The organism is Janthinobacterium aquaticum, assembly GCF_009208565.1.
In the GTDB taxonomy this organism is placed as follows: Bacteria; Pseudomonadota; Gammaproteobacteria; order Burkholderiales; family Burkholderiaceae_D; genus Janthinobacterium.
Genome location: NZ_WFLK01000004.1, coordinates 74,627 through 89,453, shown reverse-complemented (window position 1 = coordinate 89,453; position 14,827 = coordinate 74,627). Strand labels below are relative to the sequence as shown.

Genomic DNA, 14,827 nt, shown 5'->3' with positions numbered 1-14,827 from the left:
ATGTGTGAAACCAATGAACAGCACTATTGTGGATAACCACACTAGTGCCCACCCAACTACGCGCTACCCTGCGAGCCATGAAAAATCCGCCCACCCTCGCGCGCCGCCTGCAGTTTACCAGCCCCGTGCGCTGGCTGCTGCCGGTGATCCTGCTGCTGCTGTTCCTGGCAGTGCTGCTGTGGCTGCCCTGGCAGGCGCGCCAGATGGAAAGCAACGAGCGCCAGGAGCAGCTGATCGCCGACACGCTGTGGGTCGAGCAGACCATCCGTTTCCAGCTGGCGCGCAACGAAGAGAGCCTGTACAACCTGGGCGTCGACATCGCCAAGGGCGTGCTGCCGGCCGCCAATGTGCATGAGCGGCTGCAGCAGATGCTGCGCAACGGGCGCGAGCTGCAGCGCGTGCTGTGGCTCGACGCGCATGGCAAGGTGCTGGCGTCGAGCGACCATGCGCTGTCGCAGCAGACCTATTTTTCCGCCGCCTCGCTGACCACCGGCGACAATGCGCGCCGCCTGCACCGCGGCCAGTATGCCCAGCCGGCGCAGCAAAGCGGCTTTCCCGACGCGCCGCCGGGCGCCATGCTGATGGATTACCATCAGCCGCTGTACCAGGGCCAGCACTATCTCGGCAGCCTGGTGGCGACCTACCAGATCAGCAGCCTGCTCGATGAAATGGTGCCCTGGTGGTTCGCGCAGGATAACCAGATTTCGCTGATCGACCGCGATGACAAGGTGCTGGCGCGGCGCGCCGCCGCCGGCCCCGGCCACGGCGTCTATACCCACAAGCGCGCGCTCGACGTGCCGGGGGCCAGCATCACCTTGTTTACCGACAGCGTGAAAAGCCAGCCCAAGCTGCTGCCCAATCTGCTGGTCGGCTCGGTGATCGTGCTCTCGCTGGGCCTGTTGTGGAGCCTCTTGGCGCTGTGGCGCCATATTTCGCGCCGGCTGGTGGCCGAAGGCGCGCTGCGCCAGCAGATGCTGTTTCGCACGGCGATGGAAAATTCGCTGGTCACCGGCATGCGCGCGCGCGACCTTGAAGGGCGCGTCACCTATGTCAATCCGGCTTTCTGCCAGATGGTCGGCTACCCGGCCGAGGAAATCCTGGGCCGCCTGCCGCCGATGCCCTACTGGGCGCCGGAGGCGATGGACGAATACCAGCAGCGCTTCGTCAAGGCGCTGGCCGGCAACGCCACGCCGCAGTTTGAAACCTATTTCCAGCGTCCCGACGGCACGCTGGTACCGGTGCTGATCTTCGAAGCGCCGCTGGTCGACAAGAACGGCAAGCAGACCGGCTGGATGGGTTCGGTGCTCGATATTTCCGACCGCAAGCGGGTCGAGGAACTCAATCGCCAGCAGCAGGAAAAACTGCAGACCAGCTCGCGCCTGGCCACCATGGGCGAACTGGCCTCGATGCTGGCGCACGAACTGAACCAGCCGCTGGCAGCCATCTCCAGCTATACCACCGGCGCGCTCAACATGCTGCGCCGCGCCGGCGAAAGCGGCCAGCCGCTGGCCAGCGACACGCTCAGGCCGGCGCTGGAACAGGCCAGCGCACAGGCGCAGCGGGCCGGCCAGATTATCCGCAGCGTGCACGACTTCGTGCGAAAGAGCGAGCCGCAGCGCCAGGACGTGGCCATCCGCACGCTGATCGACGGCATCAGCGCCCTGATCGACCTGCAGGCGCGCAAATACTATGTCACCATACAGGAAGATATCGCGCCCGACCTGCCGCTGCTGCATGCCGATCCGGTCATGCTCGAGCAGGTGCTGCTGAACCTGACCCGCAACGCCATCGAGGCAATGCGCGAGGCCGCGCCGGGAAGGCGTATCATGCGCCTGCGCGCCACGCATGATGCGCAGCAGGGCATGGTGCTGGTGGACGTGATCGACCATGGCCACGGCATTTCACAGGAAGTGGCCGAGCGATTGTTTTCGCCGTTTTTCTCGACCAAGGCCGAAGGCATGGGCATGGGGCTCAATATCTGCCGCACCGCCATCGAGTTCCATGGCGGCGCGCTGACGTTCAGCGCCAATCCGGCCGGCGGCACCATCTTTACCTTCAGCGTGCCGGCTGTACCGCGCAAGCGGCAGTAACAATACAACAACATCAGTCACAACGACAGGAAGCCGGAGACACCATGCTGCATATTATCGACGACGAAGAAGTGGTACGCGACTCGCTGTCCTGGCTGGCGTCTTCGCGCGGCATCGAAGCGCGCAGCTACGCCAGCGCCCAGCAATTTCTCGACAGCCTCGATGGCAGTTTTGACGCGGCCGGCGACTGCGTGCTGCTCGACGTGCGCATGCCCGACATGAACGGCATCGCGCTGTTCGATCAGCTGGTCAAGCGCGACCTGGCCGCGCGCCTGCCGGTGATTTTCCTGACCGGCCACGGCGACGTGCCGATGGCGGTGGACAGCCTGAAACGCGGCGCGCTCGACTTTTTTGAAAAGCCGTTCAACGACAACGACCTGATGGACCGCGTGCAGCAGGGCCTGGCCAGCTCGCGCCAGGCCGGCGAACTGGCCGCCGTGCACGCGCGCCTGGCCACCCTGTCCACCCGCGAGCGCGAAGTGCTGGACCTGATTTTGGCCGGCAAAATGAATAAAGTGGTGGCCGACAAGCTCGGCATCAGCATGCGCACCGTCGAAGTGCACCGCGCGCATATCTTCGACAAGATGCAGGTCAAGACGGCGGTGGAGCTGGCAGGATTGCTCAAATAATCCTACGCTGGCAGGTCGGATTAGCGGGGCAAAGCCCCGCGTAATCCGACAACATTGTTGGCGTCCATGGTGTTGTCGGATTACGGCCCGCAGGGCCTAATCCGACCTACGCAGTTAATCCGTTCTCATTCATCATGCGTCTGATGATGTTCAGCCGCGCCATGCTTCCAGTAGCTGGCCACATGCAGATGCTGTTTCGGTACGCCCGCGTCAAGCAGATGGCGGCGCAAATCCTGCACCTGGGCGTGTTCGGTGGCGACCCAGGCGTAGCCGTCGCCGTCTGAGGGCAGGCTGAGCTGGCGCAGGGCGTCAAGCAGCAAGGCACCTTCGCGACCGTCGCGCGCCACCCAGCGCACATCGAGCTGGGCGGCACTGTCGAGCGCAATCTCTTCGCCTGACTCCAGCGTTTCAATCACCACCATCGCGCGCGCGGTGGCCGGCAGTTGCTCAAGCCGGCGCGCGATGGCCGGCAGGGCCGTCTGGTCGCCCACCAGCAGATACCAGTCAAAGTCGAGCGGCACCACCATCGAGCCGCGCGGGCCACCCACGCCCAGCGTCTGGCCCGGTGCAGCCTGCGCCGCCCAACTCGACGCCGGCCCGTCGCCATGCAACACGAAGTCGATTTCCAGTTCGCCGCGTTCGGCGTCGTAGCGGCGCGGCGTATAGTTGCGCGCAATCGGCCGCGCGCCCGGTGCATATTCGATCGGATTGGCGCCCTGGCCCAGCACGGGAAACACCGGATCGATCTGGCCCGGGGCCGGGAAGAACAGCTTGACATGATCGTCATGCGACGGTGAGACAAAGCCTTCCAGATCGGCGCCGCCCAGCGTAATGCGGCGCAGGTGCGGTGTCAGCAGTTCGGTGCGTACCACAGTCAGTACGCGCAGTTTCAGTTCATGGCGCACGCGCTCGATGGCGTGCGGGCGGACAGCCTGGTTTGCTTCAGTCATAACGGCTCCTTTCATTCAGTTGGCTGGCCATCGGCGATGGCGTTGGCAGCCTGCTCCAGCAGGGCTGAAACACGTTCGGCTTCGGCGTCGTTCCAGTTCGACTTGTTGAGCAGCAGCGCATGCTTCAGGGTATGCATGGCCTGGTGCACGCGCTCGGGCAAGGCGCGGCGCGCCTGCATGCGGGCAAACATGTCGAGCCGGGCCAGGATGCCGTCGACCTGGGCGCGGTTTTCCAGCAGGTAAGCGCTGCCCTGCTCCGTGATCGTATAGCGCTTTTTGCCGTTGCCACTGTCGCTTGAAGTCACCTGATCCTGCTCTTCGAGCAAGGTCAGCGTGGGATAGACGGCGCCCGGGCTCGGTGCATAGGCGCCGCCGCAACGCTCTTCGATGGCCTTGATGATTTCATAGCCGTGGCGCGGGCTGATCTCGATCAGCGCCAGCACGATCAAAGGCAGGTCGCCACGACCGAAGACGCGTTCGGCGCGCTCGCCCGGGCCGCCGCGGCCACGGCCACCGGGGCCGCCCGGACCCATGCCGTCACCACGGTCGCCGTGGTCGTTACTGAAGCCGCCGCCGCGCGGGCTGCGGCCATGCATATGGTAATCATGCTGTTCGCTGTAATCACCATGGCCATGGCCGTGGCCGTGGCCATGGCCACCGTGGCCGCGATGGTGGTGGTGATGATGATGGCCTTGCTGGCCTTGTTCTGTGGTTGAAGTGTTCATGGCTTCTTTTTAAAGATATATCGTTAGTAGGTATCGTTATTTTATAACGATATATCGATAAGTCAAGGAGAAAGTTTGAACGTGACAGGTCCTGCCGCAAAAATGGCATCAGTTCAAAGTAAAGGGTGAAAAAATCAGGCCGCGCCGTGCAGCGCCAGCGCCCACTCCACATGTTCGCGCACCACCTCGGACGGGTGCTCGCGGCGGCTCAATAGCGCCGCCACCAGGTCGGGCCGGCCTTTTGCCGTAACAGCGGCATTGCCCAGGCCGACGGCCAGGTTGCGCAGCCAGCGCTCGTGGCCGATGCGGCGGATTGCGCTTCCTTCCATATTGCGGTTGAATTGCTCTTCGGTCCAGGCAAACAGCTCGACCATGCCGGCGCTGCCCAGACTGTGGCGCTCGTCGAAATCGGGCACCACCGCGCGCTGGGCAAACTTGTTCCACGGGCAGATGGTCTGGCAATCGTCGCAGCCATACACCTTGTTGCCGATCAGCGGGCGCATCTCCAGTGGAATCGCGCCTTTCAGTTCGATCGTCAGATAGGAAATGCAGCGGCGCGCATCGAGTTTGTGCGGCGCCAGGATGGCCTGGGTCGGGCAGACGGTAATGCAGGCCGAGCACTGGCCGCAGCGCGGGGTTTCGGGCGGGTCGACCGGCAGCGGCACGTCGACCAGGATTTCGCCCAGGAAGAAAAACGAACCACCCTGGCGGTTGATCAGCAAGGTATGCTTGCCGCGCCAGCCCAGGCCGCCCTTGGCCGCCAGTTCGACCTCCATCACGGGCGCAGAGTCGCTGAAGACGCGGTAGCCGAACTCGCCGATCTGCCCCTTGATGCGATCGGCCAGCTGCTGCAGGCGCGAACGCATCACCTTGTGATAGTCGCGGCCGCGCGCATACACCGAGATCACGGCGGCCGACGGATCGTCGCCACGCGCTGCTTCCTGCTCGCGCCACTGCGGCCCCAGCGCCGGCGGCAGATAGTTCATGCGCGCACTGATGGCGCGCACCGTGCCGGGCACCAGTTCGGCCGGGCGCGCACGCTTCATGCCGTGGCTGGCCATATAGTCCATCTGGCCATGATACCCTGCATCGAGCCAGGCCTGCAGCGGCGCTTCCATGTGCGACAGGTCGACATCGGCGATGCGCACTTCGGCAAAGCCGAGTTCCTGGCCCCATGCCTTGATGGAGCGCGCCAGGGCGGTCAGGTCGGTATCGGTGGCAGACATGGAAACTTTACAAAGATGACAGCAGCGGCGGCGTGGTGAACGATGCCAGGCGGGCGGTTACAATGGGCGCAGCGTTTTTTCGCGCAATTTATTCAGCCTCTATTTTATGCGATACCGATGATGTCCACGACCGAACACTTCAAAGCCCATCTCCATGACGAAGCCGGCACCGCTGCGCTGGGTGCGGCGCTGGCGCGCGCGCTGGCGCCGGGCCTGGCCATCTACCTGCACGGCGACCTCGGTGCCGGCAAGACGGCCCTCACGCGCGCGCTGCTGCATGCGGCCGGCCACACCGGCCATGTAAAAAGCCCGACCTATACGCTGTCCGAGCCGTACAGCGTGCAACTGGATGGCCAGCCGCTCGATATCATTCATTTCGACCTGTACCGCATGGGCAGCCCGGAAGAGTTTCTCGACGCCGGCTTTCGCGAAGACTTCAACGGACACAATATCTGCATCGTCGAATGGCCCGAGAAAGCCGATCCGGTGCTGCCGCCGGCCGATATCAATATCTATCTGAGCGTTGCCGGTACGGGACGTGATGTAGAATTGCAGGGGTCTTCAAAATTGGGTCTGTCATGCCTTCAACGCCTCAAGTTCGCCCCAAACCTTTGATCGCCTCGCCGGTCACCCGCCGCACCCTGCTCAAGGCCGGCGGCACCTTGCTGCTGTCGGTGTTTGCGCCGATGTCGGCCATGGCCGCGCAGATCCTGGCCGTGCGCGTCTGGCCAGCCGACGACTATACCCGCGTCACGCTGGAAAACGACAGCATCCTCAAGGCCACCCACTTTATCGTCAAGGACCCGGAACGGCTGGTGATCGATATCGAGGGGCTCGAGCTCAATCCGACCCTCAAGGGCCTGGTGGCCAAGATCCAGTCGAACGATCCGTATATCAAGCAGGTGCGCGTGGGCCAGAACCGGCCCAATGTGGTACGGCTGGTATTCGACCTGAAGGAAGAAGTCAGGCCGCAGCTGTTTACGCTGCCGCCGGCAGGCTCCTACAACCACCGCCTGATCTTCGACCTGTATCCGGTGCAGGAACAGGATCTGATCGCGCAGATGATAGAAAAAGGCGACTGGTCGAGCGACCCGGGCAAGCCGCTGATGAGCGACACGCATACCCCGCCGCCGGCGCTGCCGCTGCCCGAAAGCGGCAAGCCGCCGGTGGCCGTGGCGCCTGTCACGCCGATCCTGCCCGATGTGAAACCGAACCTGAAACCGGAACAGCGCCCCGAAGCGCGTCCGCTGCCCGGCCAGAAAGTGGTGCGCATGATTACCGTGGCGCTTGACCCGGGCCACGGCGGCGAAGACCCGGGCGCCTCGGGCAGCCGCGGCAGCCGCGAAAAAGACGTGGTGCTGGCCATTGCCAAGCGCCTCAAGACCAAGCTCGAACTGCAGCCCAATATGCGCGTCATGCTGACCCGCGACGCCGACTTCTTCGTGCCGCTCGGCATGCGGGTGGAAAAGGCGCGCAAGGTGCAGGCCGACCTGTTCGTGTCGATCCATGCCGATGCCTTCGTGCAGCCGACCGCGCGCGGCTCGTCGGTGTTCGTGCTGTCAGAAAAAGGCGCCTCGTCGAGCGCGGCGCGCTGGCTGGCCGACAAGGAAAACCAGGCCGACCTGATCGGCGGCGTCAACGTCAAGAGCCATGACAAGCAGCTGGCCAGCGTGCTGCTGGACCTGTCGACCACGGCCCAGATCAACGACAGCATGAAACTGGGCAGCGCGGTGCTGCGCGAGATCGGCGGCATCAATCGCCTGCACAAGGGATCGGTCGAACAGGCCGGTTTCGCCGTATTGAAAGCGCCCGACATTCCTTCGATCCTGATCGAGACGGCCTTTATCTCGAATCCGGAAGAAGAAGCCAAGCTGACCGACAACGCCTACCAGGACAAGATGGCCGACGCCATCGTCACCGGCATCAAGAACTACTTTGCGAAAAATCCGCCCCTGGCGAAAAGCCGCATGACCTGAAACGAAAGCCTGAACCCCGAGCATGAGCAACAGCATCAATCAACATCTATTTGGCCAGCTGCCGGCCGTGACCATCCGCGCCGCCGACGGCGCACAGGCCACCGTGACGCTGTACGGCGGCCACCTGGTATCGTGGCGCACCAGCAGCGGCCAGGAACGGCTGTTCTGCAGCCGCGACTCCTCGCTTGACGGCAGCCGCGCCATCCGTGGCGGCGTGCCCGTGATTTTCCCCCAGTTCGCCGCGCGCGGCGCGGGCATGCGCCACGGCTTTGCGCGTGTATCGATCTGGCAGCTGGCCGACAGCGGCGAGCAGGACGGCGCGGCCTGGGCCGAATTTGCGCTGACCCAGCATGATCTGCCCGAAGCGATTGCCGCTGCCTGGCCGTTTGACTTTACGCTGCGCCTGCGCGTGAGCGTCCACGCCGATACACTCAACCTGAGCCTGAACGTGCATAACACGGGCGCCCAGGCGTTCCCGTTTTCAGCGGCCCTGCACAGCTATTTTGCCGTGCCTGAGCTGGCTGCAGCGCGCGTGCGCGGCCTGCAGCATGTGCGCTACTCGGACGACACGCCGCAGGACGCGCTGCAGGCCGAGGAATGGCTGCAGTTCACCGGCAAGCTCGATCGCATTTACTACCAGTTGCCTGGCGCGCTGACCATGCAGTCGGGCGACACCACGCTGCGCCTGGCACAGCAGGGCTTTACCGACGCCGTGATCTGGAACCCGGGCGCCGAGGACGCAGCCGCCCTGGCCGACCTGGCCGACGACGAATACCAGCGCTTTGTCTGCATCGAAGCGGCGCTGATCCAGCCCGACCTGCTGGCCGCCGGCGCCCAGTGGCATGGCAGTCAGCAGCTGGAAGTGCAGACGAATTAGTTCGACTCTTTGATGATGCGTCCGTTGGCCGGTTGCAGCGGACGTGCATTGAACGGATACAGGCGGCTGAACAACGCCATCTGCGCACCCGACGCCTGCATCGGCTGCTTCATCACCAGCCACAATACGCCTTCGCTGCAAGGCGGCTCGGTCATCGATCCCATGAACGTGTAATAGTCGCGCCGCGCCGGCAGCAGCTTGGCCGGATCGAGCAGGATGGTCGGGCTCATGGTGTCGAATTTTTCCAGCGGCAGGTTGTTCCACACGGTCTGGATGGTCGGCTGCGGCTCGCCGCGCTCGAGCATCACGGCCAGGATCGCCAGCTTGCCCTCGGCGTCGCGATGCACCAGATGCACCACCATTTCATAGGTCTTGCCATTGATGCGGTCTTCGGCCGGGCGGTGAAAATGGAACTGCTGCAGCTCGAACATGCGGTTCTGCACGGTGATGTAGTTGCCGCTGCCCACGCCCACCTGCACCGTATGGCCGTTGTCAACCACATTGAATGACGACGGACGGTAGTCAAAACTGATCTGCTCGAGGTCAACCTTCATACCGTCGCGGATGTCGATCGGCGACTGGCGGTTGCCATTGCTGCATTTGCCCCAGTCGACATTGATCTTGCTCCAGTTGGCCGGCCCGCTGTCGCCTTCATACGACCAGTGGGTACCGCGCGGCACCGGCGGCGGAGGCGGCGGCGCGGCCTTGACGGTGGCCGCATGTTTGGCGCGGGCCTGCGCGCGCGCCGCCTGGGTAGCGCGCATTTCAGCCAGGCGCGCAGCGATGCGCGCCGACAGGTCGACCTCGGCCGACTCCTCCTTCTCGCGCTCGGTGGGCGCAATGGCCACCGATGGCTTGCCCTTGACCGATTCGGTAATGGTTTTCATGGCCGCCGCTCGTTGGGCGGCCGTTGCTGGCGCCGAAGCGGAATGGGATGCGCTGGCACCGGCTGGCGCAATGGCCGGAGTCGGTGCATCTTTGGCGCTGGCCGTGGCCGTCATGACGGCCAGGCTGCAGGCAAACAGGGCGCTCAAATTTCGCATGAAAATCCAGAAAGTAAGAATACCTTCTGGTTTACGGCTTCAAGGCAACAAAACTTGAATGAAAATCTGGGGTCAGGTCGGCCATTGCTACACGGCCCCAACCGTCGGAAGCTACCAAGCTGATCGATGAAACATGAGCTCGTGTAGCTTTGGCCGACCTGACCCCGTTTTTCTGCCGTTTTATGCGGAGCGGGCCGTCATCTTCTTGTACAACTTCCAGATGCCGCCCAGTACCACCGGCACCACGGCGGCGCCCACGCCGATCAGCACGATCAGTGTCAGGTGGTCGCGGATCCAGGGGATATTGCCGAAGAAGTAGCCAGCCGTGACCAGGCCCACCACCCACAGCAGCGCGCCGGTAATGTTATACATCTGGAAGCGTGCATGGGTCATGTCCGAAATGCCGGCCACGAACGGCGCAAAGGTACGCACCACCGGCACGAAGCGCGCCAGGATAATCGTCTTGCCGCCGTGCTTTTCAAAAAACTCGTGCGTGCGGCGCATCGCATCTTTGTTGATCCAGCGGTAATCGTGGGTAAATACCCTTTGCCCGATGGCCTCGCCGATCCAGTAATTGAGCGTGTTGCCGGTAATGGCCGCCGTCACCAGCAGGAAAAGGAGAAAGCCCAGGTGCATCTGGCCGGTTGCGCAGAAAGCGCCGGCAATAAACAGCAAGGTGTCGCCGGGGAAGAAAAACAGCACCACCAGGCCTGTTTCACAAAAAATAATGGCAAACAGCACCGCATAGACCAGCGTGCCGTATTGTTCGATCAAAATGCCGAGCGTCTTGTCGACATGCACAATCATGTCGAGAAATTGCACTAAATCCATAAATTATTTTCCCCAAAGGTAGCGCCGGAATCATACACCACGAGGCCAGTGCGAAGGCAGTCCCACGGCCCATATTTCGTGATTAATTTTTCAGCGCCCGGGCGGCTCTTGCATTTTAAGTCTCGATTAAGGATATGGCGCAAAAACGCCACAATCTGGCCATGTTGCGACCAGGAGGGTATACACTTTCTGCCGGGCGCAAGCCGCGCCGACCAGGAGAATCCATGCATCTGAACGCCCTCAAGACCCTGACCATCGCCGTCGCCTTCGGCTACCCGCTGCTGGGCGCCACGGCCGCCACCATCCGTCCTGCCGCCGAACTGCCTGCCAGGGCCAGCGTGGCCGACGTCGTCAAGGCCAGCAAGCCGTCGGACTGGCGCGCGCTCGACCCGGCCAACACCTTGTATATGGAAACGCCGGCCGGGCGGGTGGTGATCGAACTGGCGCCGCAATTCGCGCCGAAGCATGTGGCCAATATCAAGGCGCTGGTAGCCGAACAGTATTACGACGGCCTGGCCATCACGCGCGCGCAGGACAACTGGGTGGTGCAATGGGGCGACCCCGATGAGAAAAACCCGAAACCGATCCGGCACGCGCAGCGCACGCTGCCCGGCGAATTTACGGTGCCGATGCAAAGCATTACCAGCTTTACCCGCCTGCCCGATGCCGACGGCTATGCGCCGCAGGTCGGCCACTCGAACGGCTTTGCCTCGGCGCGCGACCCGGAAAGCGGCACCGCCTGGCTGACCCACTGCTACGGCACGGTCGGCGTGGGCCGCGACGTGGCCAGCGACAGCGGCGGCGGCACCGAACTGTACGCCGTGATCGGCCAGTCGCCGCGCCACCTCGACCGCGACATCACGGTGGTCGGCCGCGTCGTGTCGGGCATGCCGTTGCTGTCGACGCTGCCGCGCGGCGCCGGCCCGATGGGCTTTTACGACAGCCCGGACAAAAACGTGCCGATCAAATCGATCCGCCTGGCGCAGGACGTGCCGGAGGCCGAGCGCAGCCGCCTGGAAGTCATGCGCACAGACAGCGCAGCCTACCAGGCCGTGCTCGATGCCCAGCGCAACCGCGGCGGACCGTGGAGCAAGGTGGCGGCCGGACATATCGATGTGTGCAATGCGCCGATACCGGTGCGGGAAGTGGGGAAATAAGCACGGCAGGGGCGGTATAATCGCGGCATGAACGCACCGCATACTCCCCATCGCCCGATCCAGGCCCTGCCCGACCAGCTGATTTCACAGATCGCCGCCGGCGAGGTGGTCGAGCGGCCGTCGGCGGTGGTCAAGGAGCTGCTGGAAAATGCGCTCGACTCGGGCGCCACGCAGATCACCGTGCGCCTGGAAGAAGGCGGCGTCAAGCGCATTGCGATTACCGACAACGGCCGCGGTATCGACAAGGATCAGCTGCCGCTGGCCCTGGCGCGCCACGCCACCTCGAAGATCGCCTCGCTGCATGACCTGGAAAACGTCGGCACGTTGGGCTTTCGCGGCGAAGCGCTCGCGTCGATCGCCTCGGTGGCGGCCGTGACCGTGACCTCGCGCACGGCCGACGCCGCGCATGCCTGGGAAATCGTCGGCTCGCACAACGGCACGGTCGCCCCGTCATCGGGCGCACCGGGCACTACGGTCGATGTGCAGGATTTGTACTTCAATACGCCGGCGCGGCGCAAATTCCTCAAATCCGAGCAGACAGAATACGGCCACTGCGCCGAAGTGGTACGCCGCATTGCGCTGGCGCGGCCCGATGTGTCGTTTTCGCTGTCGCATAACGGGCGCACCATCGACCAGTGGAACATCAGCGAACTGGCCAAACGCAGCGCGCATATCCTCGGCAACGACTTTGCCGAAGCGCGCCTGGCGCTCGATGAAACCGCCGCCAGCCTGCGCCTGCACGGCTTTGTCGGCCTGCCGACAGCGTCCAAGGCGCGCGCCGACGGCCAGTTCTTCTATGTTAACGGGCGCTTCGTGCGCGACAAGCTGCTGGTGCATGCGGTGCGCATGGCCTACCAGGACGTGCTGCACGGCGACCGCTTCCCTTCGTACGTGCTGGCGCTCGACCTCGATCCGTCGCTGGTGGACGTCAATGTCCATCCGTCGAAGATCGAAGTACGCTTTCGCGACAGCCGCTCGGTGCACCAGTTCGTCTTTCACGCGGTGCAGCGCGCGCTGGCGCAGACCTCGGCCACCGCCTTTGGCAGCGTGCCAGCGCCCTTGCCGGCCGCATCCAGCCTGGGCGGCGATGCACCTGCCGGCGGCCCCGGCATCTGGCGCCGCGAACAGACGCAGACCTCGTTTGGCGCGCAATTTACCAATACCTACGCGCCGCCAGGCGGTGGCACGCAGCCGTTCTTTGCCGAGATGCCCGGCGTGGCACAAAGCACGGCAGCCTATGGCGCGCTGTTTGCCGGCACGGGTGCGTCCGGTCCCTCCCCGATTACCCAGGTCGAACCGTATGTAGCCACACCCGAGGCGATGGCGCGCGAGGAGTATCCGCTCGGCTTTGCGCTGGCCCAGCTGCATGGCATTTATATCCTGGCGCAAAACACCAAGGGCCTGGTGCTGGTAGACATGCATGCGGCGCACGAACGCATCCTGTACGAGCAGCTGAAAAACGCGCTGCAGGCGCAGGTTTCGGGCCAGGACATGCAGGTGCAGGCGCTATTGATCCCGGTAACGTTCTATGCCGATGCGATCGAAGTGTCGACCGCCAACGAGAACCAGGACACGCTCAAGGCGCTGGGCTTCGACATTGCCGCGCTGTCGCCGACCACGCTGGCCGTGCGCAGCGTGCCGACGCTGCTGAAAAACGCCGACGCTCAGACGCTGGCGCGCGACGTGCTGCGCGACGTGCGCGAATACGGCGGCTCTCGCGTGCTGATCGAGCGCCAGAACGAACTGCTGGGCACCCTGGCCTGCCATACCGCCGTGCGCGCCAACCGCATCCTGTCGGTACAGGAAATGAACGCCCTGTTGCGCCAGATGGAAAGCACCGAACGCGCTGACCAGTGCAACCATGGCCGGCCGACCTGGGTGCAGGTGGAAATCAGCGCGCTGGATAAATTATTCCTGCGCGGCCAGTAGGTCGGGTAGGTCGGATTAGCGCAGCGTAATCCGACATAATCAAAAAAAACCGCGTCTACATCCATCAGCAACGTCGGATTACGCTACGCTAATCCGACCTACGCTGACCGACGCCGACGTACGCTGCAACTTTTACCCTAGATTCAAATATGACCAATAACTCCCCCCTGGCCATCGCCATTATGGGCCCCACTGCCAGCGGCAAGACCGCAGCAGCGCTGGCGATTGCCGCCCAGATTCCATCCGAGATCATTTCGGTCGATTCTGCCCTGGTCTACCGCGGCATGGATATCGGCACGGCCAAGCCCACGCGCGAGGAACTGGCGCAGGCGCCGCATCATCTGATCGACATTATCGATCCGCTCGACGCCTATTCGGTGGCGCAGTTTCGCAACGGTACGCTGCGCCTGGTGGCCGAGATCACGGCGCGCGGCAAGCTGCCGCTGCTGGTCGGCGGCACCATGCTGTACTTCAAGGGCCTGACCGACGGCCTCGATGACTTACCGGGCGCCGATGCGGCGCTGCGCGTACAGCTGGAAAGCGATGCCGCGGCCATCGGCTGGCCGGCCATGCATGCGCGCCTGGCCGAACTGGACCCGGTCACGGCAGCGCGCCTGGCGCCCAACGACGCCCAGCGCATCGGTCGCGCACTGGAGATTATCGCCCTGTCGGGCCAGCCTATGTCGGCCCTGCTGGCGCAGCGCGAAAAGACCGTGCTGCCATTCCGTCTGCTGTCGTTTGCGCTGGAACCATCGGACCGGGCCGTGCTGCACGCGCGCATCGCGGCGCGTTTTGACGCCATGCTGAAAGACGACGCACTGCTCGATGAAGTCGACGATTTGCGCCGCCGTGGCGACCTGCATCCGGGCCTGCCGTCGATGCGCTGCGTGGGCTACCGCCAGGCCTGGGAATACCTTGATGGCCGCATCGACCGCGCCACCTTGCGCGAAACCGGCATTATCGCCACGCGCCAGCTGGCCAAGCGCCAGTTGACATGGCTGCGTTCGATGCCTGACAGAGTCGTCATCGATTGCCTCGGCAACGATCCGGCCGCACAGATGCTGGCGCAGATCAGCGCGCAACAGCCATAAAACTTTTTTGGTGGCGGCATTGACAGAAAAAAGAGAAGACTGGATAATGCTCGCCTGTCGGGTGATATAGCTCAGTTGGTTAGAGCACAGCATTCATAATGCTGGGGTCGGTGGTTCAAGTCCACCTATCACCACCAAAGATTATGGTTCATGTTTTGCGTATCGAACATGAAAAACCGAGCATCCGGTCTCAAGCCGGTCTGTCTGGTGATATAGCTCAGTTGGTTAGAGCACAGCATTCATAATGCTGGGGTCGGTGGTTCAAGTCCACCTATCACCACCAAGAATTCGCCGCACCGAAAA

General features: G+C 63.5%; 13 protein-coding genes and 2 tRNA genes. 10 read left to right on the top strand and 5 right to left on the bottom strand.

What is annotated here, in order from left to right; translation table 11 throughout:
• Positions 1-77 precede the first annotated feature (77 nt).
• Complete coding sequence (locus GCM43_RS08190; protein WP_152243059.1) at positions 78-2,090, top strand: sensor histidine kinase; 2,013 nt, start codon at positions 78-80, stop codon at positions 2,088-2,090.
• A 44-nt stretch (positions 2,091-2,134) separates the two neighbouring features.
• Positions 2,135-2,719 (top strand): response regulator transcription factor, encoded by a 585-nt coding sequence (locus tag GCM43_RS08185; protein ID WP_152243057.1) that lies wholly within the window; start codon positions 2,135-2,137, stop codon positions 2,717-2,719.
• Between the two features lie 125 nt (positions 2,720-2,844).
• On the opposite strand, the gene GCM43_RS08180 is transcribed toward GCM43_RS08185, so the two are convergent.
• The 3 genes from GCM43_RS08180 to queG all read right to left on the bottom strand — a co-directional run bounded on the left by GCM43_RS08180 (position 2,845) and on the right by queG (position 5,620).
• Positions 2,845-3,669: a siderophore-interacting protein gene (locus tag GCM43_RS08180; protein ID WP_152243055.1), complete on the bottom strand. Its 825-nt coding sequence runs from the start codon at positions 3,667-3,669 to the stop codon at positions 2,845-2,847.
• Positions 3,670-3,680: 11 nt separating this feature from the next.
• Positions 3,681-4,265 carry a PadR family transcriptional regulator gene (locus GCM43_RS08175; RefSeq protein WP_193315567.1) on the bottom strand — a complete coding sequence of 195 codons (585 nt, stop codon included), beginning with the start codon at positions 4,263-4,265 and terminating at the stop codon, positions 3,681-3,683.
• Between the two features lie 263 nt (positions 4,266-4,528).
• Positions 4,529-5,620, bottom strand: coding sequence for a tRNA epoxyqueuosine(34) reductase QueG (queG, locus tag GCM43_RS08170; protein WP_152243051.1), 1,092 nt, complete (start codon positions 5,618-5,620; stop codon positions 4,529-4,531).
• A 117-nt stretch (positions 5,621-5,737) separates the two neighbouring features.
• Here queG and tsaE point away from each other — a divergent pair, with 117 nt between their 5' ends.
• Genes tsaE through GCM43_RS08155 form a run of 3 tightly spaced genes read left to right on the top strand, consistent with a single transcriptional unit; the run spans position 5,738 to position 8,473 of the window.
• Positions 5,738-6,235: a tRNA (adenosine(37)-N6)-threonylcarbamoyltransferase complex ATPase subunit type 1 TsaE gene (gene tsaE / locus GCM43_RS08165; protein ID WP_226929391.1), complete on the top strand. Its 498-nt coding sequence runs from the start codon at positions 5,738-5,740 to the stop codon at positions 6,233-6,235.
• Positions 6,199-7,596: an N-acetylmuramoyl-L-alanine amidase gene (locus tag GCM43_RS08160; protein WP_152243050.1), complete on the top strand. Its 1,398-nt coding sequence runs from the start codon at positions 6,199-6,201 to the stop codon at positions 7,594-7,596. The genes tsaE and GCM43_RS08160 overlap by 37 nt, the downstream gene beginning before the upstream one ends.
• 22 nt (positions 7,597-7,618) lie before the next feature.
• Entirely contained in the window at positions 7,619-8,473 is an 855-nt protein-coding gene (locus GCM43_RS08155; protein ID WP_152243049.1) for a D-hexose-6-phosphate mutarotase, read from the top strand.
• Here the strand turns inward: GCM43_RS08155 and GCM43_RS08150 are convergent.
• Both GCM43_RS08150 and GCM43_RS08145 read right to left on the bottom strand, forming a co-directional pair.
• Positions 8,470-9,516, bottom strand: coding sequence for a carbonic anhydrase (locus GCM43_RS08150; RefSeq protein ID WP_152243048.1), 1,047 nt, complete (start codon positions 9,514-9,516; stop codon positions 8,470-8,472). The genes GCM43_RS08155 and GCM43_RS08150 overlap by 4 nt on opposite strands.
• Before the next feature lie 180 nt (positions 9,517-9,696).
• Complete coding sequence (locus GCM43_RS08145; protein WP_152243047.1) at positions 9,697-10,347, bottom strand: VTT domain-containing protein; 651 nt, start codon at positions 10,345-10,347, stop codon at positions 9,697-9,699.
• Between the two features lie 224 nt (positions 10,348-10,571).
• Here GCM43_RS08145 and GCM43_RS08140 point away from each other — a divergent pair, with 224 nt between their 5' ends.
• The 5 genes from GCM43_RS08140 (at position 10,572) to GCM43_RS08120 (ending at position 14,807) form a co-directional block, all read left to right on the top strand.
• Positions 10,572-11,504 carry a peptidylprolyl isomerase gene (locus GCM43_RS08140; protein WP_152243046.1) on the top strand — a complete coding sequence of 311 codons (933 nt, stop codon included), beginning with the start codon at positions 10,572-10,574 and terminating at the stop codon, positions 11,502-11,504.
• Between the two features lie 27 nt (positions 11,505-11,531).
• Entirely contained in the window at positions 11,532-13,433 is a 1,902-nt protein-coding gene (gene mutL, locus GCM43_RS08135; protein WP_152243045.1) for a DNA mismatch repair endonuclease MutL, read from the top strand.
• Positions 13,434-13,582: 149 nt separating this feature from the next.
• Positions 13,583-14,524 carry a tRNA (adenosine(37)-N6)-dimethylallyltransferase MiaA gene (miaA, locus tag GCM43_RS08130; RefSeq protein WP_152243044.1) on the top strand — a complete coding sequence of 314 codons (942 nt, stop codon included), beginning with the start codon at positions 13,583-13,585 and terminating at the stop codon, positions 14,522-14,524.
• Between the two features lie 60 nt (positions 14,525-14,584).
• Positions 14,585-14,661: transfer RNA gene (locus tag GCM43_RS08125), tRNA-Met, on the top strand.
• A 69-nt stretch (positions 14,662-14,730) separates the two neighbouring features.
• A tRNA-Met gene (locus tag GCM43_RS08120) sits at positions 14,731-14,807 on the top strand.
• Positions 14,808-14,827: the final 20 nt, after the last annotated feature.